We start from the raw sequence: 22,062 nt of genomic DNA on the forward strand, positions 1-22,062 counted from the left end.
ATCGTAACAGCTCAGCCGGTCATACAATCCGCTGTTATCCAGAACCATACCGATCATCTTATAATCTTCCCTGTCCAGATGGGAGCAGGATTTTCCGAAAATCATCCCTTCCCCCCTGTCCGGCTTTAACTGCCCGGTTAATATTTTAATCAGCGTTGTCTTTCCCGCACCCGAAGGTCCCAGAAGCCCAAATATTTCCCCTTCTTTAATTGTCAATTTCACTTCATCCAATACACATTTTTCATTGAACGCTTTGGATATATTTTGAATTACAATCTCTCCCATGCCTATTCGCCCTCCTTCGCATGCAGCTCTTTTTTCGCTTTATAATCGTTTAACAGTTTGTCGTACTTCTTCCCTTCCAGCTTCGTCTTAATCACCATGAGTATGGTGCTGATCAGAAAACAACCTCCAAAAGAGACAAAAAAACCAATCCACGCCGGCCAGTAATCCAAAGGAAACCATCCAAAGCATATTACAAAAATTAAAATGACAACTACAATCAGCACCACCATAATTACCGTGCGCCAGACCATCATGACATTTTGAAAACACTTAGCGGACATGCTGAAACTCTGTACCAAATTTACTGCAATGGAGCAGAAAAACAACTGCAGGATTGTGGTATTGGCAATTCCCCTGCCCCCAAGCTGGTACAGATTGGAAATCTCCATTGCATCTTCACCAAAGAAATAACCGATAATTGCAATGAACAAGACTTCAACGGTAAATATAATCATTACCCTGGCTGCAAATTTATATTTCGAAAGAATTTTATCACTCATTTATTTCACCCCCAATTTTTCTCTGATTATTCCGGCATACTGTCTGGAAACGAATACTTTTTCTCCATTATTCATGGTTACCAGAATTCTTCCGTCGATATCCGGTCGCAGCGACTTAATCTGGTTAAAATTTATGATACAGGATTTCCCAGCCCGGAAAAAGTCCATATCTGCAAGCTGCTCTTCCAGTTCATATAATTTTAACGGTGTTTCATAAACTGCCGATTCCGTGTAAAAAAATGTTTTTTTATCAACCGTATCAATATAGAGGATATTGGAAGTATCCAATATATAGGTCTGTTTATCTCTTGTACCGGTCATTTTGTGGTCCATCATCTGCAGCATTGCAATTATTTTATCTGTTTTATCATTTGCGCATGAGCAATTAATCGTAATCTCCATCTCACTGAAACTGCTGTCCTCCCTTACATGTATCTTCACCCTTCCACCTCCTGGCGCAAATCACTTTTTATTTAGTTTAACTATACACACTGGCTTTTTTAATTTCAACCTGGTTTTTCTAAGTTGCGGAAATGATAGTCTAAGTTGTATCTGAAATGATCAGATTTTGCTCTTAGCTTCCCGCAATCCTGTAATAGCCGCAGCGCCACGCCGCCGCCAATTTACACAAAAAAGCCATAGATCCATTACCTCAGATCTACAGCTTTCCATTTTATAATTCCATCTTTTCCTTTTCCCTCCAATCCAGTGCCGCCTGATAAATAGCCAGTATCTTCTCCGGCGATACCTCGTCCAGAATATTGTGGCACTGGTTAAATACAAATCCTCCGTCCTGATTAAATATTTCAATTAATTCGCTGCTATGGCGGTAGATATCCTCTATATTGGATGTTCCAGCCACAAACTGCTGCATATCAGCTCCACCGCCCCAGAAAACCAGATCTTTTCCAAACTCTCTTTTCAATTTCACGGGATCCATGCCCTTAGCCGATATTTGTACCGGATTCAGCACCTGTACACCCGCCTCAATCAGATCCGGAATCAGATCATAAATTGCTCCGCAGCTATGTAATGCCACCTTAACTCCCGGATAATGATCACGTACAAACCGGAAAATCTTTTTATGGTATGGCTTTATCATTTCGCGGTAAAGTTCCGGTGACAATTGCGGCTGAATCTGGTTCCCCAGATCATCCCCGCCAAAAATCAGCACATCCAGGTATTTCCCCACTCTGTCCAGCATCTTCTGCAGATTAACCACATAGGCATCGGTCATCTTCTCAGCCCATTCGTGCACCATTTCCTTTTCCAGTAAAAGATGGCATGCCCAGTTCTCATATCCAAAATCCTGCTGTCCCTGTTCGAATACACTGCAGCCTGCATGCATTATCAGGGCTTTATCCGTGTTGTAATATAATTCACGCGCCTGAACCTCTATGAATGCCAGTTCTTCCTCGGTGACTACCGGCAGCACAAGCTGCTCCTGTAACTCTTCCAGCGTCTCTACGTCCTCCAGGTAATACCTTACCGAATCATACAGCGTTCCATCTTTAGGACGTACCGCCAGCAGTTCTCCGGTCTCGCTGTCATGAATTTCAAAATCTCCCTTTCCATTGACTACAGGGTTCAGGTCATAGGGCACCATGCAGGGGCTTTTATCTGGTAATTCGGATACTTTGTAGCGGTCGCCTTTTACCTGAAATGCGGATACCAGCCTCCTCACCTGCACTACATCCCCGCTAAGCCTGTCTAATATAAAATCTTCCGGTATTGCAAGCTGCTGCATAACATCATATAATTTCGTGGTTTCCCGTGCGTAACCCAAATGCATTTTTAGTCTGTTATATGCGATTGCACTTATGCCGCTGGAACGATGACCGGCAAAATCAATCGGCAGTACATCCGGTTTTTCATGGTTTAATGCGGCTCTTATTCTTTCTCTTGAAGTCATTATGATACCTCCCGCATATCGCAGGTTCCGCCTGCGATAATGCATTAATATGTATTTTACAAGGAACTTTCAACTTTCCATCATGAATAGCGCAAGCAGTAAATTCCAACTTTAAGATCTACTGGGCGGGCAGGAGGAATCCTTTATTTCCAGCTCTACCGGAAGAAATGTCTGGCTGTGAGATTTTTTTCCGTCCAAAAGCCCTAACAGCTTGGATGCTGCCACATGCCCCATTTCCTCAAAGGGATGATTGATTGTGGTTATTCTCGGTGAAGCATATTCGGCTTCATCTGACCCGTCAAATCCACAGACTGATATATCTTCCGGAATATGATATCCTTCATTTTTCAGACGCCGCATTACCAGAACTGCCATCTTATCATTCACACACTGCACAGCTGTTATCCCTCTGGTTTTTACCAGTTCCACCAGCTTGTCCTGCTGCTCCTGCAAATGAACCCGATCTATGACAAACTGCTCTTCACAGGCAATTCCCGCCTCTTGCAGTGCCATCCGGTATCCTTTAATGCGGTCCTTCTCTGCCTCTAACTGAATGGTATCTGCCGCAAAGACAATATTTTTATGCCCGATTCCAATTAAATAATGTGCGATCTGATACCCACCGTCAACATTATATGCAGATACCAGCGTAAAAGGCATGTCACTTGGTCCACGGTCAAGCATAACCGCCGGGATATGATGTTCCATAATCAAATGAAAGCTTCCGATATTCTCCTGGGGATCTTCCGCAAAACAGATAATCCCATCTGCTTTGCTCTCCAGGCACCGTTTAATCAACTCACTCTCTGAACCTGCCATCTGGCTTTTACACAGAATAGTCATGGAATATCCCTTTCCAAACAGATACATCTGCGCTCCGCGTATCATTTTCATAATGGAACTGTCCGTAATATCCGTAAACACCAGGAAACAAATATTTTTCATAGGTTTTGTTTTACTGTCTGCGTCAATTAATTCTTCGATATCTTCCCCGCTTACAAAAGTTCCACTGCCCTTAACCCGATAAATAATTTTTTTATATACCAATTCACTTAATGCTTTCCTGACTGTCGGTACACTCGTATTATATATTTCTGCCATCTGGTTCTCACTTGGGAGTTTTGTCAGCTTCCCATAGATACCCTGAATAATTTTATCTAATATATCTTTTTCAATCTGCTGGTACTTTGGAATATTGTTGTTTTCCTGCATTCTAAATTTCTCCTTATAGATCAACCACTCATTTCGTAACTCATAACGTAGCATACTCATAATATAGCATATCCGTTTTCCATTTACTACCAACACTCTCGCCTTTTAGTTATTTTTATGCTCAATTCTGATCCATTTCAGGGCATTTGGTTCCAATACCGAAATGACTCTGTTTTGTTCCACGGGAAGCTTTTTCCTTTTTTCTTCCTGAACCGTTACTTCCCAGGCTTCGATTTTGTCCCACCCCGGAATGCAAAACGAGACTTCTCTTTCCTGTAACTCCTGGTTTTTCATCATTATGATCAGTCCCATATCAGTTCCCTTTGCCGGATACAGTGACGCAATACAGCCCTCTTCGCTGCAGTCAATTAACACTTCTGACTTTTTCTCAGCGTGCACTGCTGCCCCAAGGATTCCCAGATTCTCCGCTTTGACAAACTCTTTGTAAACGTTTGTCCGATCAAATTGATCCATACAGAAAAACCGGTAGGAAAACTCCATTGCCCCTGATTGGCAAGCTTCAAAGTTCGTATCCCAGTAATTATTCAAGGGCCATGCCAGCAGCAGAGGATTCTCTTTACGCAAAATCTGGTGCTGCTCTCTTCCAAAATGAAAGTCTCCCACCTGAACCATTGGTGCATGGGGGCAGGCAAGTCCATAGCAGACCGTATCATCATAAACTGCCACTCCATTATCTGTAGTAACCCAGTCACGGCATACATGTCCAAGCTGTTCATCATCTAATTTCACAAATTGTCCCGCTGTATTATAGCTGCAATTCCAGCCCCCTGCTATTTTTAACGGAAATGCCAGATACAGTGCTTCCGGTGTATATACCGGCAGCTTTATCATTTTCAAATGGAGATCAATATGAGCACTGTCCCGGTAAAACGTAACTCTTTGTTCCAGCATGCCGGTTCCCGGCACCTCGGACTTCCATATAATATCTGCTTTTAGCCCGTCATTACAAAGGTTCCACTCAGAAATCCGTTCCGGTCCTCTTCGTCTGGCCTTCCACCCATGATTCCACATGCTGATATTCTGATTACATAAGTCCACATCCCGGTCAAATATGGCACGACGCTCTTCCTTTTGGAATCTGCCGTCTACTGTTTCCCTCACCACTTCAAAAAATGCCCAGCCCTTCTCTTCATCCAGCATCTCTCTCTTGCGTTTCCGGTCATAGATTTGCACAATGCGTCCTGTTGCCTGATCGATACTGATCTTATAAAAGGGAGTGGTCATGCATCCTTCTTCTGCCAAAATGTCTGATGCTTTCTCATTGCCCTGCCGGTAGTTTAAAAGTTCCCCAAAAGGAATCACCTGATATCCAAAGGGCGGCAGGATGACCGCCCCATAATATTCTTTTTCCTCATTTGCATAGTAATCTTTTTCTTTTTTGTTATCCAGATAGGGAATATACCTCTTTGCACGGACAGCACTGAGCTGCCGCTCTTTCCGCATCCAGGATTTCGGCACTTCCAGTGAAACCTCCTGGGTTACGCCGGTGGGGTTCATCACAAGGATACCCTCCATCTCATCTGACTGCCATGGATTTCCCGCCAATTTTTCCAACTGGTTCCCAATCAGATATCCAGCCAGATCCGCGGCCTGATAAGCAGTATTCAGCTTATGAATCGTCTGTGACTGGCTTTCATAATCATACGGATCTGATACAGCCTGGGAGGCTCCCCAGGTGTGTTCACTGAAGATCAGGGCGTTTAACTCTGCTTCTTTACGGATTGCCCTGTAACGGCTTTGGTTTTCCCCGTTGGCACACTCCAGCACGCCTGCTGTCTCCAATGCCTTTTGTGCCATGCGGTTTACCTTTGTTTCCCTTGCGGTACTTGCGCACCCGAAGTTCCAGTAATCAGTCCAATCTCCTTCATATACCGGGATGTTCCCGGTTCCCATGCTTAAGAGCTTATCCCTTAACATCTCGGGCGTTGCAAACCGGATCTTATATTCATGTCCCTCTTCATTGTACTTTTTAAACAGTCCTGCAAGTCCTGCATCCGGGCAGTTATTATCAAAAAGTGGCGGGTTGGTTGCTGTCAGCAAAGCAAAATCCCAGTTATGGTTCTGCTTTTCCATACGCGCTGCATAACGTTCAATCCCTTCATGCATTTTCCCGGTATCCGCTTCAAAAGTCTTTAAAAATTGGCTGAATAAGGAATAGTGCTCACCCACATAACTTAGAAGTTCTCTTCCGTCCGGGGTCTTCCACCGAAAAGCCATTGGACGCTTGTAAGGGATTCCTCCAAAATGAATGTTGATGCCTGTCATGTAAAAATCCACGCCACTGTCCAGCAAAATCTGGGACAATGGCCAGGGCTGCCCGTTTACATCATGGTTTATTGCAGTGTTAATCTCTGTATTTAAGCTTGCTCTTAATTCATTCAGTTCCTTCATCATTGTTACCATCTGCCCGCTGGTACTGCATGGGGTGGTATGCATGGGCAGGGCAGCTATGCTGATGCGCTTTTCAGTTATCAGCTGCTTGAACTGCAAAATTTTCTCAGGCTCCGCATGCTCCATCCATTTCAAAACAGGATACGTGACTTCACAAGTCCATTTAAACTGGCTTTCCTGGGGCCACTCTCTGCTCAGCATGCAAAGTTCCATTGCATTCTCTATATAATCTCCCTGCAGCTCCATGAGCATTGGCTGAGGATGTGTATAACCGATATCCAGATGACTGTGATGCATACACCATATTTCTTTTATTTTAGACATTCTGATCCTCTCAAATATTTACAGTCGTTTTATCAAAACCCGCAGAGCGTGTTTGAAATTGCTTTCGAAATGAATTTTCAAACACGCTCTAGTCTTGATAAAGGTCAATAGTTACCCATATTAATCAGCCCTTGACTCCGCCTGCCGTAACGCCATCCAGGATCTTACTGGAAAAGATAATGAACAGCAGTAAAATCGGAATTGTAGACAATGTGGATACCGCCATGGCTGAATCCATGGTATTCATCAAATTTTTCGTATATTTAACCACCAAAAGCGGAACTGTTTTTGCCGAGTCCTTCTGCAGAAAAATCAGCGGCAGGAAGAACTGGTTCCAGATTTGTACCGAAACGGTAATACATACAGAAAATACAACCGGACTGGCCATGGGGAACATAATTTTACCAAAAGCCGTCCACTCTCCCGCACCGTCTATAACCGCCGCTTCATAAATTTCCTTTGGCAGTTTTGCGAAGAAATCCGTCAGCATAAATACAGGCATTGAAATATTTGCTGCCGATACCAATATGACCGATAAAGGGCTGTTAATCAAATTCATTTGTTTCATAATCTGGAAAATGGGAACGATACCCAACTGCACGGGAAACATCAAACCTATAAGGAAATAAATCCGGAAGAATTTTTTCCCTCTAAAATTAAACCGTGCAATTCCATAAGCCGTTATGGATGATATCAGCACCAGCAGTGCCAGGCTTACAACCAGTATCAGGACGCTGTTTCCAAAGTAACGGAAAAATCCGTCATTCACCAATAATTTTATGTAATTATCAAAAGATACTTTTGCCGGAACACCGAAGGTATTGCTTAAAATATCCTGCTTCGGACGAAGGGAATGATATATCATATAAAGCAAAATGAAAAAGGTGCAGGACGAATATATCCACAGAATTATCTTAATCACACCCGCAGACCTTCCGTGATGCCTGCTCATAACGTCTCTGTGTTTCATACTATTCCTCCTTTCTATACACAATCAGCATCTGCAGAAGTGCAATTACAAAAATCATCAGAAACAGGACGCATGCAATGGTTGTACCCATTCCAATGGAATTAGAGCTGATATTTCCTCCAAGAGGATTTGTATCGCCAAACGCCATACGGTAGAAGAACAGGGACATCACATCCACATTTCCATTTATTCCACCGGAGGTTCCCCCCATAATATAACTGTAATCAAAGATCGTCATACTCACAATGTAGCCCACCAGCACAAGGTTCAAGATGGTCATTTTAACCTGGGGGATAATAATGTACCACAATCTTCTCCAAAAACCGGCGCCTTCCAGATACGCACTTTCCAGGCTGTCCATGCCGATCATTTTCATCGCTCCGATAAAATACATCATGCCCACGCCGATTCCCGCCCAGGTGATCATTGCCCAGATGATATAAATGCCATACTGGGGAATTCCAAGCCAGGAACGTGTCAGAGCACCCAGCCCCACCATTTCCAGAAATTTATTTACAATGCCGATATTTCCATCAAAGATCAGGGTAAAGATAAACACGATTACCGGTGTAGAAATAAACTGGGGAGAAAATATTGCAACCTGAAAGTAATTTTTGCCCTTTGCCTTGCTGAAAATCATATATGCCATAATGATCTGAATAGGCATAGCAATCAGGACGGTCAATATAAATATTGTCAAACTGTTTTTCAGTGCGTTCATCATCTGTGCCATTAAGTCCGCATTCGTAAATAGCTCCACATAATTGTTAATTCCCACAAAAATTTTTTTACCGATACCGTTCCATTGGTACAGACTTAACTGTCCAGCCGCAAATATTGGATAAATAACAAATATGGAATACAGAATAAATCCCGGTACCAAAAAGAAGATAAATGGCCGTTTTCTTATTATTTTTTTCATTTTATCCTCCAAGTGAAAGTTAGAGCACGCCCTACTACTTTACGCTGCTTTTTGCTATTTCTTCCTGTATTTTCGTCACTGCCTCTTCTCCAGTCATCTCAGACATCATTAATTTTGGCAGTACATCTCCCAGAAGAATATCCTGCGGTTTTCCATTTTCATCCGCAACTCCGCTGAGCACATGATAAATATTAAATCCTACCTGATCAAAATCAGAGTGTTCCGATACGGTCTCATCCTTTGGTGTTAAGTCTTTTACAGCCGGAATACTGCCGACATGGTCTTCTAATATCTGCTCTGCTTCCTTGCTGTTCAGGAACTGCAGGTATTTAACTGCCTGCTCAGGATGCTCTGTCTTTTTGGCAATTGCATATGTATTATACTGGCTCTCACCGCTTTGTGCATAGCGGGTTCCGTCTGCAGAAGGGAATGCAAAGCTTCCTACTTCAAAGTTCAAATCTTTGTACATCTGATTATTCCAGGTTCCGTCAATACTCATGGCAGCCTGTCCGTTGGTGAATGCCAGCTGCGCCCCCACACCGTCAATAGAGGTAAAATCTTTTCCCATATATTCTTTTTCGGAATATTCGCGGTATTTGTCAAATAACTCTGTCATAGGTGCATAGTCCGGTTTTTCCCCACTCTTAATTGCAGCTAGCGTATCATTACACAATGCCGGTGCCATTAATTGGATTAACCAGTACCGGTCAAAGTCACCTTTCCCGCCCAAAGCAATCGGTGTTACTCCGCTTTCTTTCAATGCTGCCAGGGCACTTTCAAATTCTGCAAAATTCTCCGGCTTTTTTACCCCTGCTTTATCAAATAGATCTTTGTTATAATAAACCGTTACATAATCGATAAATGCAGGGTAACTGCAATATACCGAACCGTCTACCGTAGCATAATCAATAGATGATTGGGGATATCGGCTGGCATCCATTTTATACTCATCCAGGTTCAGAAGATATCCGTTTTGTGCAAGTTCTGCCATCTTCGTAGATTTATTTCCCTGTACCCAGAATAAATCCGGTAAGGAATCCGACTGTACCGCAACATTAATCGTGTCAAATGTTCCGGAATACTGATAATCCAGCTTAATATCAGGATTTGCTTTTTCAAAAGCTTCATTGATCTCTGTGAATGCGCCTTCTACAACGGACTGGTTGTCTGCATCTCCCCATACTGTTAATGTAACTGTTTCATTCTTTTTTCCGCATCCGCCTAATAATGGAATACACATTGCAAATACCATCCCTAAAACCAAAACTTTTTTCATCTTTGTATTCTCCTTTTCTTTTTGTAAGATTAAATTACCTGACTATTCCACTTGCAGCTTACTATGTTTCTCTGTTTACATTTTAAACAAGAACTTTCCATCCCCCTCTCCTGTCATTATAGCCAACTTAGTAATATAACTTTTAGTATTTCTTATGCTTTATTCGTCGTTTCTTATACTTAACTTTATCAGTTATTGTACTATATGTCAATTAATTTTATTTTTAATTATATCTTTTCGTTGTTTTGTACATTACTGATTCCCTCTTTTTGTTACTTTTCCATTTCAACCTCGTAATATAACTATCCAATTTATGAATTTTAGATGTTCTGTTTTGTCTAAAATCCCATTTTTACAGATAAGAATTGACATATTCCAAGCCATGATATATGCTTTTTTTAAATTCCAAACAGGTTTTTTAAACAGTAAAATGCTTATTGTGATAAGGCACGCCAGAACTTCTATACCTATATTAATCAAATTCAAATCCATAAGAAAGGAATTAACCTATGCGTTCTAATACCAGCATTGAGGAACTATTATATTTTCCCTCCACCCATTGGGATCGGGAATGGTATCTGCCATTTCAGTCTTTTCGCATTCGATTTGTGGACGTTTTCCGTGAGATTCTCACAACTCTGGAAACCACTCCTGCATTTTCCGCATTTATTTGCGACGGACAGACTGTAATGCTTGAAGATTATCTTGAAATTATGCCTCAGGATGAGGAAAGAGTAAAAAAGCTTTTAGATTCCGGCCGTCTATCCGCCGGTCCATGGTATACAATGCCCGACGAGAATCTTATCAGCGGAGAAAGCATCATTGCAAATTTAAACATGGGAAGGGAATCTTTATCCGGACTGACCCGGGATGCAGCCATTCTGCCTCTTGGCTATCTCTGTGATATTTTTGGGCATGTCTCACAAATGCCCCAGATATTAAACGGATTTGGTATTACCACTGCCATATTAGGGAGGGGGACAAACGAATCCAGCCTGCCCTCTTATTTTATCTGGGAATCTCCGGACAAAAGTAAATGCCTCACTTATAAAGTTCCGGAAAGCTGTGGCTATGGAAGCTTCTGGTACGAAGTGTATTCCGACAGCAGAAAAACAAAGAGCATAGAAGAAGGCGCAATTGCATATGTGCAAAAGGAACGCCTTCGCTCGCCGCTTCCTTTTGTCATCCTTATGGATGGAATGGATCACACTCCCATTCATAAGGATGCGGTATATCTAGCAGACCATTTAAAAGAAACCTTTTCCTGCAACGTATCAATTGGTAATGTTTCGTCTTTTTTCAGCCATGTAAAGGAATATATCTCCAACCAAACCAAGAAATACATATCCAATATACCTGTCCTAGCCGGAGAACTCCAGGCGCCTGCACAGGCTGTAGAAGAACACAATAAACTCATTTCCGGAACACTGTCCAGCCGGTATGATATTAAATATGCCAACGACCAGGTCCAGACTCTTTTGGAAAAATTGGCTTTGCCCACCTCTGCTTTGGCATCTCTGTATGGGTACTCCGTGTCTCCGGGGTTCGAAAAGACGGCATATCAGTACCTGTTGAAAAACCATGCCCACGACTCCATATGCGGCTGCTCTGTAGATGAAGTGCATCAGGATATGCTTTACCGCTATCGACAGTCATCCCAAATCGCCAGGGAGATCTTTGAACATGCTTTAACGCCGTTCTTGCCTGAGGACTGTACCAAGGAGACGAAAAATCAGGATGAGGGTATCCTGCTGACACTATTTAACCCTCTGCCCTTTGAACTTAACAAGGTGGTCACTGCCGATCTTTCTTTTCCTCCCGGCTTTTTAAAGGAAAAATACCCGGTAATACCTTCGGAAGTAATGAATTCCTTTCTCATACAAGACCGGCACGGCGCAGTCATTCCCTATCAGATTGAATCCGTCAGGAAAAACTCCACCGTAAGAAACCCCCGGGAATATTACGGTTCGGTTGCTGACATCTATACGGTGTGCTTTGAGGCAGCCATCCCCCCCATGGGAAAGAGCGAACTTTATATTACGCCCTCCCCCACTCCGGTTCGATATTTCGGCAGTTTGAGAATCGGACCCTTATCTGCCAGGAATGAATTTTTACAACTGGATATTTCAAATGGCGGCGAAGTTACCCTTACCGACCTTAGAGACAACAGAACCTATTCCAATCTTCTTACTTTTGTGGATTATGGCGAGACTGGCGACGGGTGGAATTCCAGATCTCCTATACCCGATGCCGTTCACCACAGCGGATTCTCCTCCGGAGTGGAAGTGACAGCAGACGGGCCAAACAAATGTACTTTTTGTATCAATCATCTGATTCCTCTGCCCGGGCACATGGAGTACCACCGCCAGTATACCCGCCGGAGTGATTACCACGAGTTACTGGCTGTCAGAACTTCTATCACCATAGCAAAAAATTCCGATATGCTGCAATGCCGTACCGAAGTAAACAACAATGTAAAGGATCATCGTTTTGTATTAAGTGTACGCAGTGCAATTTCATCGGAATCTTATTATGCAGAAGAAGCTTTTTCTTTTGTGGAGCGAGCCGTGGGAAGAAGCCGGATATCAGAAAACTGGAAGGAAGAAGAACGGGAAGAAAAAAGTTTTGGAAACATCATTTATAGAAAGAGATCAGACGGCAGCGGCCTTGCTTTCCTGTCAAAAGGCGGACTGCACGAAGCGGCATCACGGGCTCAGGCGGATGGCTGCATAGACATTACATTGTTTCGAAGCTTTGAAAAAACATTTTTAACAGACGGGCAGGCAGACGGACAGTTACAGCAGGAATTAACATTTGATTATTCCATCCTGCCTTTTGGTTCATCCTTAAGTACCGTTGAAATGCTCCAGCGGGAAGATGCGTTCCGGGTATCGCCTTTCTGCCATACCATACCGGCTCACAGGGACGCATTAGCTTCCCTGACCTCAATATCCTATGGTTTTCATTTGGCTGCCCAATCCCTGTATATATCTATGATCAGGCGTTCCCAAAAAAATCCCGGTCAGATACTGATCAGACTGGTGAACTATCATCATTTTTCAGCCTCAGACGAATTATGCAGTCCGCTTCCGCTTACAGAAGTATCTGTCTGCAATCTAAAGGAAGACTATATAGAACCAGCGGAATTTCAGGACCGGATAATCAAGCTCCATTTAAAGCCACATGAGATAAAAACCCTGCTGCTTACTTTCCGTGCCGGTCAGAAGCGCAGTAGTCCATCCGAACAGTAACAAAAAAATTCATCGATATATTTCCCTCCGTCAAAATATTAATTTCAAAAATCGTACATAATATGTTAGAATAAATATGTAGTTACAAACCATATAGAAAAAGTAATGCAACAAATAATTTAACGAACATTTAAGGAGGTTTTATCATGTTAACAGCAGGAACCAAAGCACCTGATTTCACCCTAAATGACAAAGATGGCAACGCCATCACACTCTCCTCTTTCGCTGGCAAAAAAGTAGTCCTTTATTTTTATCCAAGGGATAATACACCGGGGTGCACCAAGCAGGCATGTGCTTTCGCCAGTGCCTATCAAGGCTTTCAGGAAAAGGACGTTGTGGTTATCGGCGTGAGCAAGGACAGCGAAAAATCCCATGTGAAATTTGCCGAAAAATATAATCTCCCTTTCATCTTAGTATCCGATCCGGATCTCGTTGCCATTCAGGCTTACGATGTTTGGAAAGAGAAAAAATTATACGGGAAAATTGGCATGGGCGTGGTACGCAGCACCTATATCATCGATGAAAACGGAATCATTGAAAAAGTCTTTGAAAAGGCAAAACCAGACACCAATGCTGGTGAAATACTGGAGTATCTGGATCAAGCGGCAGCCAATCAGCCATCAGCCAATTAATCGGTCAATTCACTTAATTCACTTCACCGTTTCGCAGCAAAGCGTGTCTAAACAGCTGTCAGCAAGCTGTTCAGACACGCTATTCCTTTATGTTTGCGATGCATTAACAGTGTATTCATTTACCTGTTTTTACTTAAATCTAGCATTATCATAATTATATGGAATGCTGGTTCCCACCACTACGTCTTCTATCTTCTGCAGGATCAGCCAGTCATCCATATTTCCCTGTCTGTCAAACTCCAGGGGGCCAATTGGTTCCACATTCTTAAATTCAACCAGGCAGAGGCACTTTTTATGCCATCTCTCCTTTTGTTTCTCTGTAAGGTCCAGCTTATCCTGATTTTCCTCCAGCACTTTCTCTATTTCCCCATCCGACAGCTTCAGATAATTGTCCACATGAACAACCTCAGCTTTTGCAGATATCTTCGCTGTACCCTTTTTCATAAAATACAGCGTTTCCCCTTCAAATACACGGCTGTGAGGAATTTTTCTCCCCGCTGCCCCCCGGACAACCATACGCTTTGTCCCTTCCAGGATCTTTTCTAAAACCTTTGCTTTATCATCACAATAGACTAAATGTACCATTTTTTCATTTTTCCTTTCTGGTTTCTTAAAACATTGTTTTATTATATAAAAAGAATAAACCCTACAGTGGCTGTAGGGTCAAGCTTTTTTTATTCCATTACTATTCCGTTACTATTCCATTGCCAATCAGGTTATCCATCTTGTATCCATCTCGTTACCAATTGGTTACTTACCGTTTCCTTACCGGAATCATTAATTCCGTGATAAATTCTTCTTCATGCTCTGTAAGCACCGGATCGATCAGATACTTTTCAATGGCATTTCCGCACATTTCATATCCCTCTTTTTCCATCCATTCCATCATAATCCCATAGGTCTGGTATTCCTTGCAGTATGGGCCATAATGGATCCCGGATACCACTTCCATATTTCCAAAATCACGGATATGAACAGATTCATTCGCATCTTCCTGCACGGGCACACATACCTCTATATCCGCATTCATGGGATCATATACACGATAATCATCATAATAGACTGCCATTACCGGCCCCGTGGCACTACACTTCTCTTTCTTTAAGAGCGTTTCCAGTCCGGCAAAACGCTTCATAAATCCAACGGGATCTGCCGCCCCTTTCTCTCTGATAGAAAGCACCTTCACAGGCGGTATTGTCTGTGCGTGAATATGCGGCTGATGGTCCTGGTAATTTAAAGCATTTAAATAATATTCCAATCTCTTCTTAAGAAGAATCAGACCTTCGATATCTTCTTTGATTTCTGACAATTTCTGCTGCAGGGCTTCCCTGCTTACGCTGGCGGAATGGTTAGCCAGACGCTCCTTAATTTCTTTGATATTATATCCCTGCACCTTAAACTGTTTGATAATATTTACATGGAGAAGCTGGGATTTACCGTAGTATCGGTATCCGGTATCCCCATCTTTCTTCGCCGGATTCAACAGTCCGATTTCATCGTAATAATGCAGTGTCCGAACCGGAATATCACAGAGTTTGGACACCTCTCCTACCGTATAATACTCTTTTTCCATAGGTTGTTACCGATTACAGCATTTGCAGCTGATTTCCTCCACTTCTAGTTTTATTACCTTTACCGCTTTTATCATATTTTCCGAAAATGGCAGATCACCATTTGTGGTATACTGCTCCATCAATATGGACAGCGCTGCCTTTTTCTCTTCAAAGTCATCTATAAATGAAATGGTTCCACCCCCCAGAACACACTTGTAATTCATTCCATATCCGCATGCAGTTTCACTTTCAATCAACTCATGTGCCGTATCCATTTCAAATGCGGCAACTTTGTTTTCTTCCATCAGGCGAATCTTTCTTCCCTCGGGAGCACTGTGGAAATACAGCGTAATTCTGCCGTTTTCTTCCCGGACTCCAAAACTGAGCGGTACAATATAAGGAACTTTTCCATCCATTAAACCCACCCTGCAGGTATCGCACTGCTGAATCACATTCATTATTTCCTTTAAATCTTTGATCTCCCTGTCACTTCTTCTCATATTAATTATCCTCCCGGCTAATGCCTTTTTACTTTGTGAGGCTCCCCTGTTTCCCTTTTATTGTACTTGGAAATCCAATTTTTATCAAGGTTTTGCTGATTAAATCCTTTTGTGTATGTAACAGTTTCGCCGGCTGAATGGTTACGCATCCAGTCTATTGAAATTAGCCATGCGCGAAGGGCTGGATGCCAGCAGTCCCAGGTTTTCGTACGGTCTGTGCAATAAATGCTCGGTCCTGGCTGAACTGTTACTTGTGTATGCACCTGTTATTTATGTTTTTATTTTCAAACAATTATATGCATCATTATTTCATGTTTCTTTTATTTTACTCTATATTTTGTAATTTTTCTACATATCAATTAGCGTACCTCATTTTTTTAAACACACCTTTGACAGCTCAAATAAATCAGCAGCATTTAATCTTGTTTTTCTTAAAACGCCCTTATAATTTTCTGATAAATATATTATTTTTGTAGTTTTTCTACAACAATACTTGGTATTTATATTTGTATTTTTACAATTCTTTTACAAAAACTTGAATTGGATTTTATTGTTATTACAAAGACCCATTGCTATAATGGGCAATGTCCAAATCAAACATGTTAAATATGTAAAGGAGAAAATTATGAAAAGAAAAGCAGTTGCACTTTTGCTTGCAGTAACACTGACGGTTCCAAATACCGGTATTCCGGCTTTGGCTGCCCATACAGAAAGGTCCGTAAAGGCGGAACAAAATACAGCTCCGGCTCAATCCGTTGTCACAGAGGCATACGCAGAAGAAGATCCTTCATCATCGGAATCCATTTTGGAAACCCAAACCGAACAGGACACTACGGTGCCTCAGACGGAATCAACTGATCAGACAGACACTCCAAAAGCCCAAAATATCATCCCCCAAACGGAAGATGCTCCTGCTTCATATGATTCGTCAGCTCCTGCTGATTTATCTCTGCAGACCGAACTTCCTGCAGCCAGCGTAATGAATGTGGATTTCTCAGACCGGCTGGGTACCGACCATTCCGAAACTGCCAATTCCTATCGCACCATCGGCAATCCTGTCATTACAGACAGTTCGGAATTACATAAACCCATCGCTAATTTTGACGGCAGTTCCGCTTATATTTATCCTTTTGACGCAGCGAAATATAACAAAATTACAAATGCAGTATCCATAGAATGCATGTTTAAATATAACAGCCTGCCATCCGGTGAACACGATATATTCTCAAACCAGCAGAGCGGCGGAATCGGCCTTGGGCTGGACGGGGGGAAACTCACTTTCTTTGCCCATGTAGGAGGGTCATACAGACAGCCTGCTGCTGCTATCCAGGCAGGCCAGTGGGTTCATGCAATCGGTGTTGTTGACGGCGAATCTGTCAAGTTATATGTAAACGGAGAATTAGCTGGTGAAATTGCAGCTGCAGGTCCTGTTAAGTTTACCTCAAATACAAACAACTGCTTTTAATTTTGTAATCGGCGGTGACAGCAGCCCGGGCAACACAGCTGAATATTTTTCGAATGCCGCTGTAAGCTTTGCCAGACTGTATGATCAGGCTCTGACCCCGGAACAGGTAAAGGCATTGGATGAAAAAGCTTTTGAAAATGCAGATATACAGCAACCTCAGCCCCAGCAGGTAAATCTGGGCATTATCTCTTCTTCTACCGCCGCAGAAGGCTCAGAAATGAACGTGAATCTCCATGCAAATGCAGACGAAGCAGGTTCTGTAAATAAAATAACCTATGATCTGGTCTACGACCCGTCAATCATTACTTATGAAGACGTGCAGCACAAAATGAGCGGTGTTACCATAGACAGCAGTCAGTCCGGCCGTTTGAAGATTACTTCTACCGCAGCGCTTGTTACCGATGATTTCCGGCAATATGGCACCACGCGTCTGGGAAAACTGAATTTTAAGATCCATGACGTATCCTCCACTACAGACACAACCCTTTCCATTGAGAATTTTCATGCATTTGAAAATGGGAAAGACGTAACAGGCGTCATGAATCCTCAGGAGGCAGTACAGACGATTAAAGTTTATGCCAAAAGTGCACTTGATTTCAACGGTGACGGAGTTATCGGTGCAGGAGATGTTGCACTGGCACCAGCAGATCAAAAAGAGGCCGCTGCAGATGCTGCCGCCATCTATCCTTATAAACACACAGTTGTACTGACCACAGACGGAGGCGGCCAGGTATGGAATCCCGATGCCATTTACTATACCACTTCCAATTCCATACTTCCCAGTAAAACGAGTGACCCTGCCATTATGGCAAAACGCACCAATGAATATGCAATGGACCTGTTCAATAAGGAGTTTGCCACCAGTTACACTGCCCAGGCGGTCACCCCTTCCATTTCCGGGCAGAATTACAGCTCCATGATCCATGGTATCCCATGGGGGGATGTACTTTCCGAATACCAGCTTACCAACACCAGCGCAGGTCAGGAATATTATGCGGACTTCCAAAAAGATACACCGCTCTATCCTTCCATGTTCAAGGCAGTAACCGCTGCAGCACCGGACAGACCTATGGCTGCGTTTTCCGAATGGAACCCTATTTTAAACGGCATTATCGAAGCAGATGCGGCTGTAATCGGCAAATCTTCCGCGTCCCAGAAGAGCTTCTATGACGTAGCCGACTATATCAGAAGTGACGCTTATGACAATACCGCATTAGTTTACATGCAAAGCGATTACATGGATCACATCGGCCACAGTACCGGATATTATAATGACCGTTACTGGTCCGAATTAAAGCTCTATGATGATTATTTCAAGGCTGTAACCGATGCATTAAAGGAAAAAGGCAGTTATGACGACACCTTAATTATCGCTAACTCCGACCACGGCGGAAACAGCACCAATCACGGTTCCTCTGACCCATCCAACATGGATATTTTCATTGGGCTGGGCGGTCAGACCATCGATTCCGGGAAAAAGCTTAATGGCGGAGACAACTCTGACATTGCGGCACTGGCACTCCACGGCCTGCGTATGGAGAAGCCGGAAACCATGACCGGGGAAGTATTCGATACCAGCGCATTCCTCACTCAGGAAGAAATGGTGAAGAAAAACCGTGATATAGAAAAAGTGATCTTTGAACGTGCGGGAAAAAATGGCGTTTTGAAGTTAGAGAACCAGAAGTCCCAGACCCGTGTAATCGATGCCGTTATTGATCTGGCTGGGGCAAGTATTGTGAAAATAGATGCAAAAGGCGGTACAATCCTCCGTCGGGATACGGAAAACGGTCAGCTCAAGTTAACCATTTCCTACCAGAATCAGCCCACTGCACTTGCAAAAATAACCTTTGACAGAGATACATCCGAACTTCTCAAAGTATCGGAAATCATGCTTGGCACCCAAGACGGACGGGAAATTTATTCCGATCTTGCCAATACCCAAGGTATTCCGGCGGCTGATATGACTAATCTGAGTAACCGGATAACAGCCCTGGCAAGCTTAAATGCTTCCACTTACACCAAGGCAAGCTGGGCAGTATTTGAAGCAGCTTTAAAAGAAGCCAAAGCGACCGCAGCCAATGAAGATGCCTCTCAAAATAGTGTTGACAGTGCTTTGACAAAATTAAATGCAGCTTTTCAGGGCCTCATAAAGTTAGCTGACAAAGCCATACTGAATCAGAAAATTGCATCCGCTGCAGGAATGAAGCAGGGCAATTATACGGACTCCTCCTTCTGGTCACTGCAGGATGCCCTGACTGCAGCCAGAACCGTATCCGCAAAAGAAAATGCTTCGCAGACGGAAGTAGATCACGCAATCAAAACACTGGCAAACGCGGTATCATCACTGACATTAAAGAAACCGGCGGCAGGCAATACCTTTTCTTATGGAAAACTGAGCTATAAAGTCACCTCAGCTTCCAGTGTAAAATTAACCGGTATGAAAAGAGGGGTTTCCCTGAAATCCCTAACCATCCCATCCACAGTAAAATTCCTGAATACAACGCTGAAAGTAACTGCAATTGATAACGCTGCATTCAAAGGAAATAAAAAACTGCAAAAAATAACCATAGGAAAAAATATAACCTCCATCGGAAAACTTGCGTTTTATAACTGTACATCTCTCAAAAAAGTAACAATGAGTGCATCCAAGGTATCTTCCATTGGAGACAAAGCGTTTATGAAGTGTAAATCCCTCACCGCTATAACTCTGCCGGCAACTGTAAAGTCCATTGGCAAATATGCTTTCTATGGGGATAAAAAATTAAAATCAGTTACCTTCAAATCCAGGAAACTGAAGACAGTAGGCATCAAAGCGATTTCCGGAATTCATGCAAATGCCACAATTAAAGTTCCAAAATCAAAAGTTTCCTACTATGAAAAACTTTTGAATAAAAAGGGAATGAAAAGTACCATGAACGTGAAATCTTACTAAAGTTGTTTAAAAAGAAAGAAGGAGCATATTTTGTTTCCATAAGGGAATATGCTCCTTCTTTTTCTATGCTTCTTCTTCTATACTACTGCTTCTATGCTGCTTCTTCTTCTATGCTGCTTCTTCTCCCTCAATATCTTCTTTTATAAACATGACCAGAAAGCCCGCTGCTAAAAAGATACAGCAGAAAAGTACGGCTCTGTCATGGAATATCCGTGTCATTACCACTCCCAGTATTGCCCCCAGAATAAAGACCAGGATTATTCCATAATATTGCAGGCTGCGCTTTTTAAGTTCCGGGTTTTTCGTCTGGCGGTATGCACAGAATAACTCTGTGGCACTTCGCAGATTGCCTGTGCACATCGTCGTAGCGTATACATTTCCCTTCACCTTTCGAAAACTTTCCACCTGCATGGCGCACAGAAAGGATACGCTGACATTAGCAAGCAGATTCAGAGACTGGGGAAGAACTCCCACAACCAGCAGCAAAATGATCTCTATCAGAACAATGATCTGTCTCCAATGGATCTGCGTATTCTTCTGAAACCGCTCCTTTATTTTTTCTACAATATAGATTCCGGCTGCAAATGCCAGAATGGGAATCAGATACTGAATTCCTTCCATCCATTGTCCCTGAGACAGGTTTTGTCCCAGAAGAACCATATTTCCGGTCTGCGCATTTGCGAATACATGTCCTCTGGCATTATAAGTGTAGGCATCCAGATAACCGCCCACAATCGCCAGAATAATACCAACCGGTATGGATTCTGACATTTGTCCATGCCTTTTTTTCTTCATCATGTTATGCACTCCCCGCATTTATCTTACAGGCAGTTTTGTCATCAACCCTTTTACTGCCCTGCATTCTTTTCCATTTACTATTATATTCTTGTATTTCCATCATATCCAATATATAATAATTATATTTACATAATATGTATATTATCAATTTAGTTTACCGTAACAGATCACCTGGATCACAAAACGGTAGACACAAAGACGAATATCCAAAGGAGAAAACACATGGAGCTTCTGCAACTGAAATATTTTTTGGCTGCCGCAAAATATGAACACATTACCCAGGCGGCAAAAGCCCTCCATATTGCCCAGCCCGCCCTCTCCCAGTCCATCCACAGGCTGGAATCAGAACTTGGGGTTTTACTGTTTGACCGTAAAAACAGAGGCATCACCTTAAACGATATGGGAAAACGACTGGAAGAACGGCTCCTTCCCATTATGTCCGCACTGGATCATCTTCCTGCTGAATTACAGGCAGCAGATGAAAACACCGGACGTACAATCCGCTTAAATCTTCTCACCGCCACAGCACTGGTCACCAGCTGTATCATTTCCTATAAGGTCCTGCATCCGGATATCATCTTCCAGCTTTCCCAGGACCAAAATGATACGGTCTATGATCTGAGTATCTCTTCGGCTATTCCCGGAAATGTCCTGGACAGCAAAAGCATGGTCTTGCTTCAGGAGGACTTTTATCTGGCTGTCCCGGCTAATTCCGCATACGCCCTGCGCACATCCATTTCCCTGGGCGAAACCAGGAATGAGGGATACATTAGCTTCTCCGGTTCCAAGCCGATCCGTACCATCTGCGACCAATTCTGTCTGGCGGCTGGTTTTACGCCCCGGATTGCATTTGAAAGCGATAGCCCGGAAGCAGTCCGCAACCTGATTGCCGCCGGACTTGGTATCGGATTCTGGCCGAAATATTCCTGGGGTCCTCTCCCGAACCTCCCCCAGGTAGTTCTCCTTCCTATAGATAGTCCTATATGCCGCAGGGATATTATCATCACGTATGATCCCACTGTCATGAACAAGGGAACCGTGGCTGATTTTTATGAATATCTGACCGCTTATATCCGGGACTTGAATTAATACCTGGCCGGCATTTTCACAGAACTATA

18 protein-coding genes are annotated in these 22,062 nt (G+C 42.9%); 5 read left to right on the forward strand and 13 right to left on the reverse strand.

The genetic code is table 11. The annotated features are described in order from the left end of the window. The 9 genes from ACH2DQ_RS11485 to ACH2DQ_RS11525 form a co-directional block, all read right to left on the reverse strand. A partial coding sequence (locus ACH2DQ_RS11485) for an ATP-binding cassette domain-containing protein (RefSeq protein WP_395026800.1) occupies positions 1 to 285 on the reverse strand: 285 nt, incomplete at its 3' end. 2 nt (positions 286 to 287) lie between these two features. Beyond that, complete coding sequence (locus ACH2DQ_RS11490; RefSeq protein WP_394914060.1) at positions 288 to 785, reverse strand: hypothetical protein; 498 nt, start codon at positions 783 to 785, stop codon at positions 288 to 290. Beyond that, entirely contained in the window at positions 786 to 1,226 is a 441-nt protein-coding gene (locus ACH2DQ_RS11495; RefSeq protein WP_394914059.1) for a LytTR family DNA-binding domain-containing protein, read from the reverse strand. A gap of 232 nt (positions 1,227 to 1,458) precedes the next feature. Further along, positions 1,459 to 2,697, reverse strand: coding sequence for a uroporphyrinogen decarboxylase family protein (locus tag ACH2DQ_RS11500; RefSeq protein ID WP_394914058.1), 1,239 nt, complete (start codon positions 2,695 to 2,697; stop codon positions 1,459 to 1,461). 111 nt (positions 2,698 to 2,808) lie between these two features. Then, positions 2,809 to 3,909, reverse strand: a complete 1,101-nt coding sequence (locus ACH2DQ_RS11505) for a GntR family transcriptional regulator (protein ID WP_394914057.1) — start codon at positions 3,907 to 3,909, stop codon at positions 2,809 to 2,811. Between the two features lie 105 nt (positions 3,910 to 4,014). Beyond that, positions 4,015 to 6,645, reverse strand: a complete 2,631-nt coding sequence (locus tag ACH2DQ_RS11510; RefSeq protein WP_395026803.1) for a hypothetical protein — start codon at positions 6,643 to 6,645, stop codon at positions 4,015 to 4,017. Positions 6,646 to 6,769: 124 nt separating this feature from the next. After that, positions 6,770 to 7,615, reverse strand: coding sequence for a carbohydrate ABC transporter permease (locus tag ACH2DQ_RS11515; protein WP_394914055.1), 846 nt, complete (start codon positions 7,613 to 7,615; stop codon positions 6,770 to 6,772). A 1-nt stretch (position 7,616) separates the two neighbouring features. Then, complete coding sequence (locus ACH2DQ_RS11520; RefSeq protein ID WP_394914054.1) at positions 7,617 to 8,537, reverse strand: carbohydrate ABC transporter permease; 921 nt, start codon at positions 8,535 to 8,537, stop codon at positions 7,617 to 7,619. A gap of 34 nt (positions 8,538 to 8,571) precedes the next feature. After that, complete coding sequence (locus tag ACH2DQ_RS11525; RefSeq protein ID WP_394914053.1) at positions 8,572 to 9,813, reverse strand: ABC transporter substrate-binding protein; 1,242 nt, start codon at positions 9,811 to 9,813, stop codon at positions 8,572 to 8,574. Between the two features lie 509 nt (positions 9,814 to 10,322). On the opposite strand from ACH2DQ_RS11525, the gene ACH2DQ_RS11530 reads away from it, so the two are divergent. Continuing rightward, positions 10,323 to 13,064, forward strand: coding sequence for a glycosyl hydrolase-related protein (locus tag ACH2DQ_RS11530; RefSeq protein ID WP_394914052.1), 2,742 nt, complete (start codon positions 10,323 to 10,325; stop codon positions 13,062 to 13,064). Positions 13,065 to 13,210: 146 nt separating this feature from the next. Beyond that, a complete protein-coding gene (gene bcp / locus ACH2DQ_RS11535) occupies positions 13,211 to 13,696 on the forward strand; it encodes a thioredoxin-dependent thiol peroxidase (protein ID WP_394914051.1) in 486 nt (161 codons plus the stop codon). 129 nt (positions 13,697 to 13,825) lie between these two features. On the opposite strand, the gene ACH2DQ_RS11540 is transcribed toward bcp, so the two are convergent. From ACH2DQ_RS11540 to ACH2DQ_RS11550, 3 genes are all read right to left on the reverse strand, one after another. After that, on the reverse strand, positions 13,826 to 14,281 hold the full coding sequence (locus tag ACH2DQ_RS11540; RefSeq protein ID WP_394914050.1) for a hypothetical protein: 456 nt from the start codon (positions 14,279 to 14,281) through the stop codon (positions 13,826 to 13,828). A 169-nt stretch (positions 14,282 to 14,450) separates the two neighbouring features. After that, positions 14,451 to 15,269 carry a MerR family transcriptional regulator gene (locus ACH2DQ_RS11545; RefSeq protein ID WP_394914049.1) on the reverse strand — a complete coding sequence of 273 codons (819 nt, stop codon included), beginning with the start codon at positions 15,267 to 15,269 and terminating at the stop codon, positions 14,451 to 14,453. 6 nt (positions 15,270 to 15,275) lie between these two features. Then, a complete protein-coding gene (locus tag ACH2DQ_RS11550; protein WP_394914048.1) occupies positions 15,276 to 15,749 on the reverse strand; it encodes a pyridoxamine 5'-phosphate oxidase family protein in 474 nt (157 codons plus the stop codon). A 625-nt stretch (positions 15,750 to 16,374) separates the two neighbouring features. Here ACH2DQ_RS11550 and ACH2DQ_RS11555 point away from each other — a divergent pair. Continuing rightward, positions 16,375 to 17,214 carry a LamG-like jellyroll fold domain-containing protein gene (locus ACH2DQ_RS11555; RefSeq protein WP_394914047.1) on the forward strand — a complete coding sequence of 280 codons (840 nt, stop codon included), beginning with the start codon at positions 16,375 to 16,377 and terminating at the stop codon, positions 17,212 to 17,214. Next, positions 17,156 to 20,146: a leucine-rich repeat protein gene (locus ACH2DQ_RS11560; protein ID WP_395026811.1), complete on the forward strand. Its 2,991-nt coding sequence runs from the start codon at positions 17,156 to 17,158 to the stop codon at positions 20,144 to 20,146. Before ACH2DQ_RS11555 ends, ACH2DQ_RS11560 begins: the two co-directional genes overlap by 59 nt. A 108-nt stretch (positions 20,147 to 20,254) precedes the next feature. Here ACH2DQ_RS11560 and ACH2DQ_RS11565 read toward each other — a convergent pair whose 3' ends face one another. Then, positions 20,255 to 20,944, reverse strand: coding sequence for a YoaK family protein (locus tag ACH2DQ_RS11565; RefSeq protein ID WP_394914045.1), 690 nt, complete (start codon positions 20,942 to 20,944; stop codon positions 20,255 to 20,257). Positions 20,945 to 21,166: 222 nt separating this feature from the next. On the opposite strand from ACH2DQ_RS11565, the gene ACH2DQ_RS11570 reads away from it, so the two are divergent. Next, positions 21,167 to 22,033 carry a LysR family transcriptional regulator gene (locus ACH2DQ_RS11570; protein ID WP_394914044.1) on the forward strand — a complete coding sequence of 289 codons (867 nt, stop codon included), beginning with the start codon at positions 21,167 to 21,169 and terminating at the stop codon, positions 22,031 to 22,033. Positions 22,034 to 22,062 lie beyond the last annotated feature (29 nt).

The sequence above is a fragment of the Robinsoniella sp. genome (genome assembly GCF_034124845.1).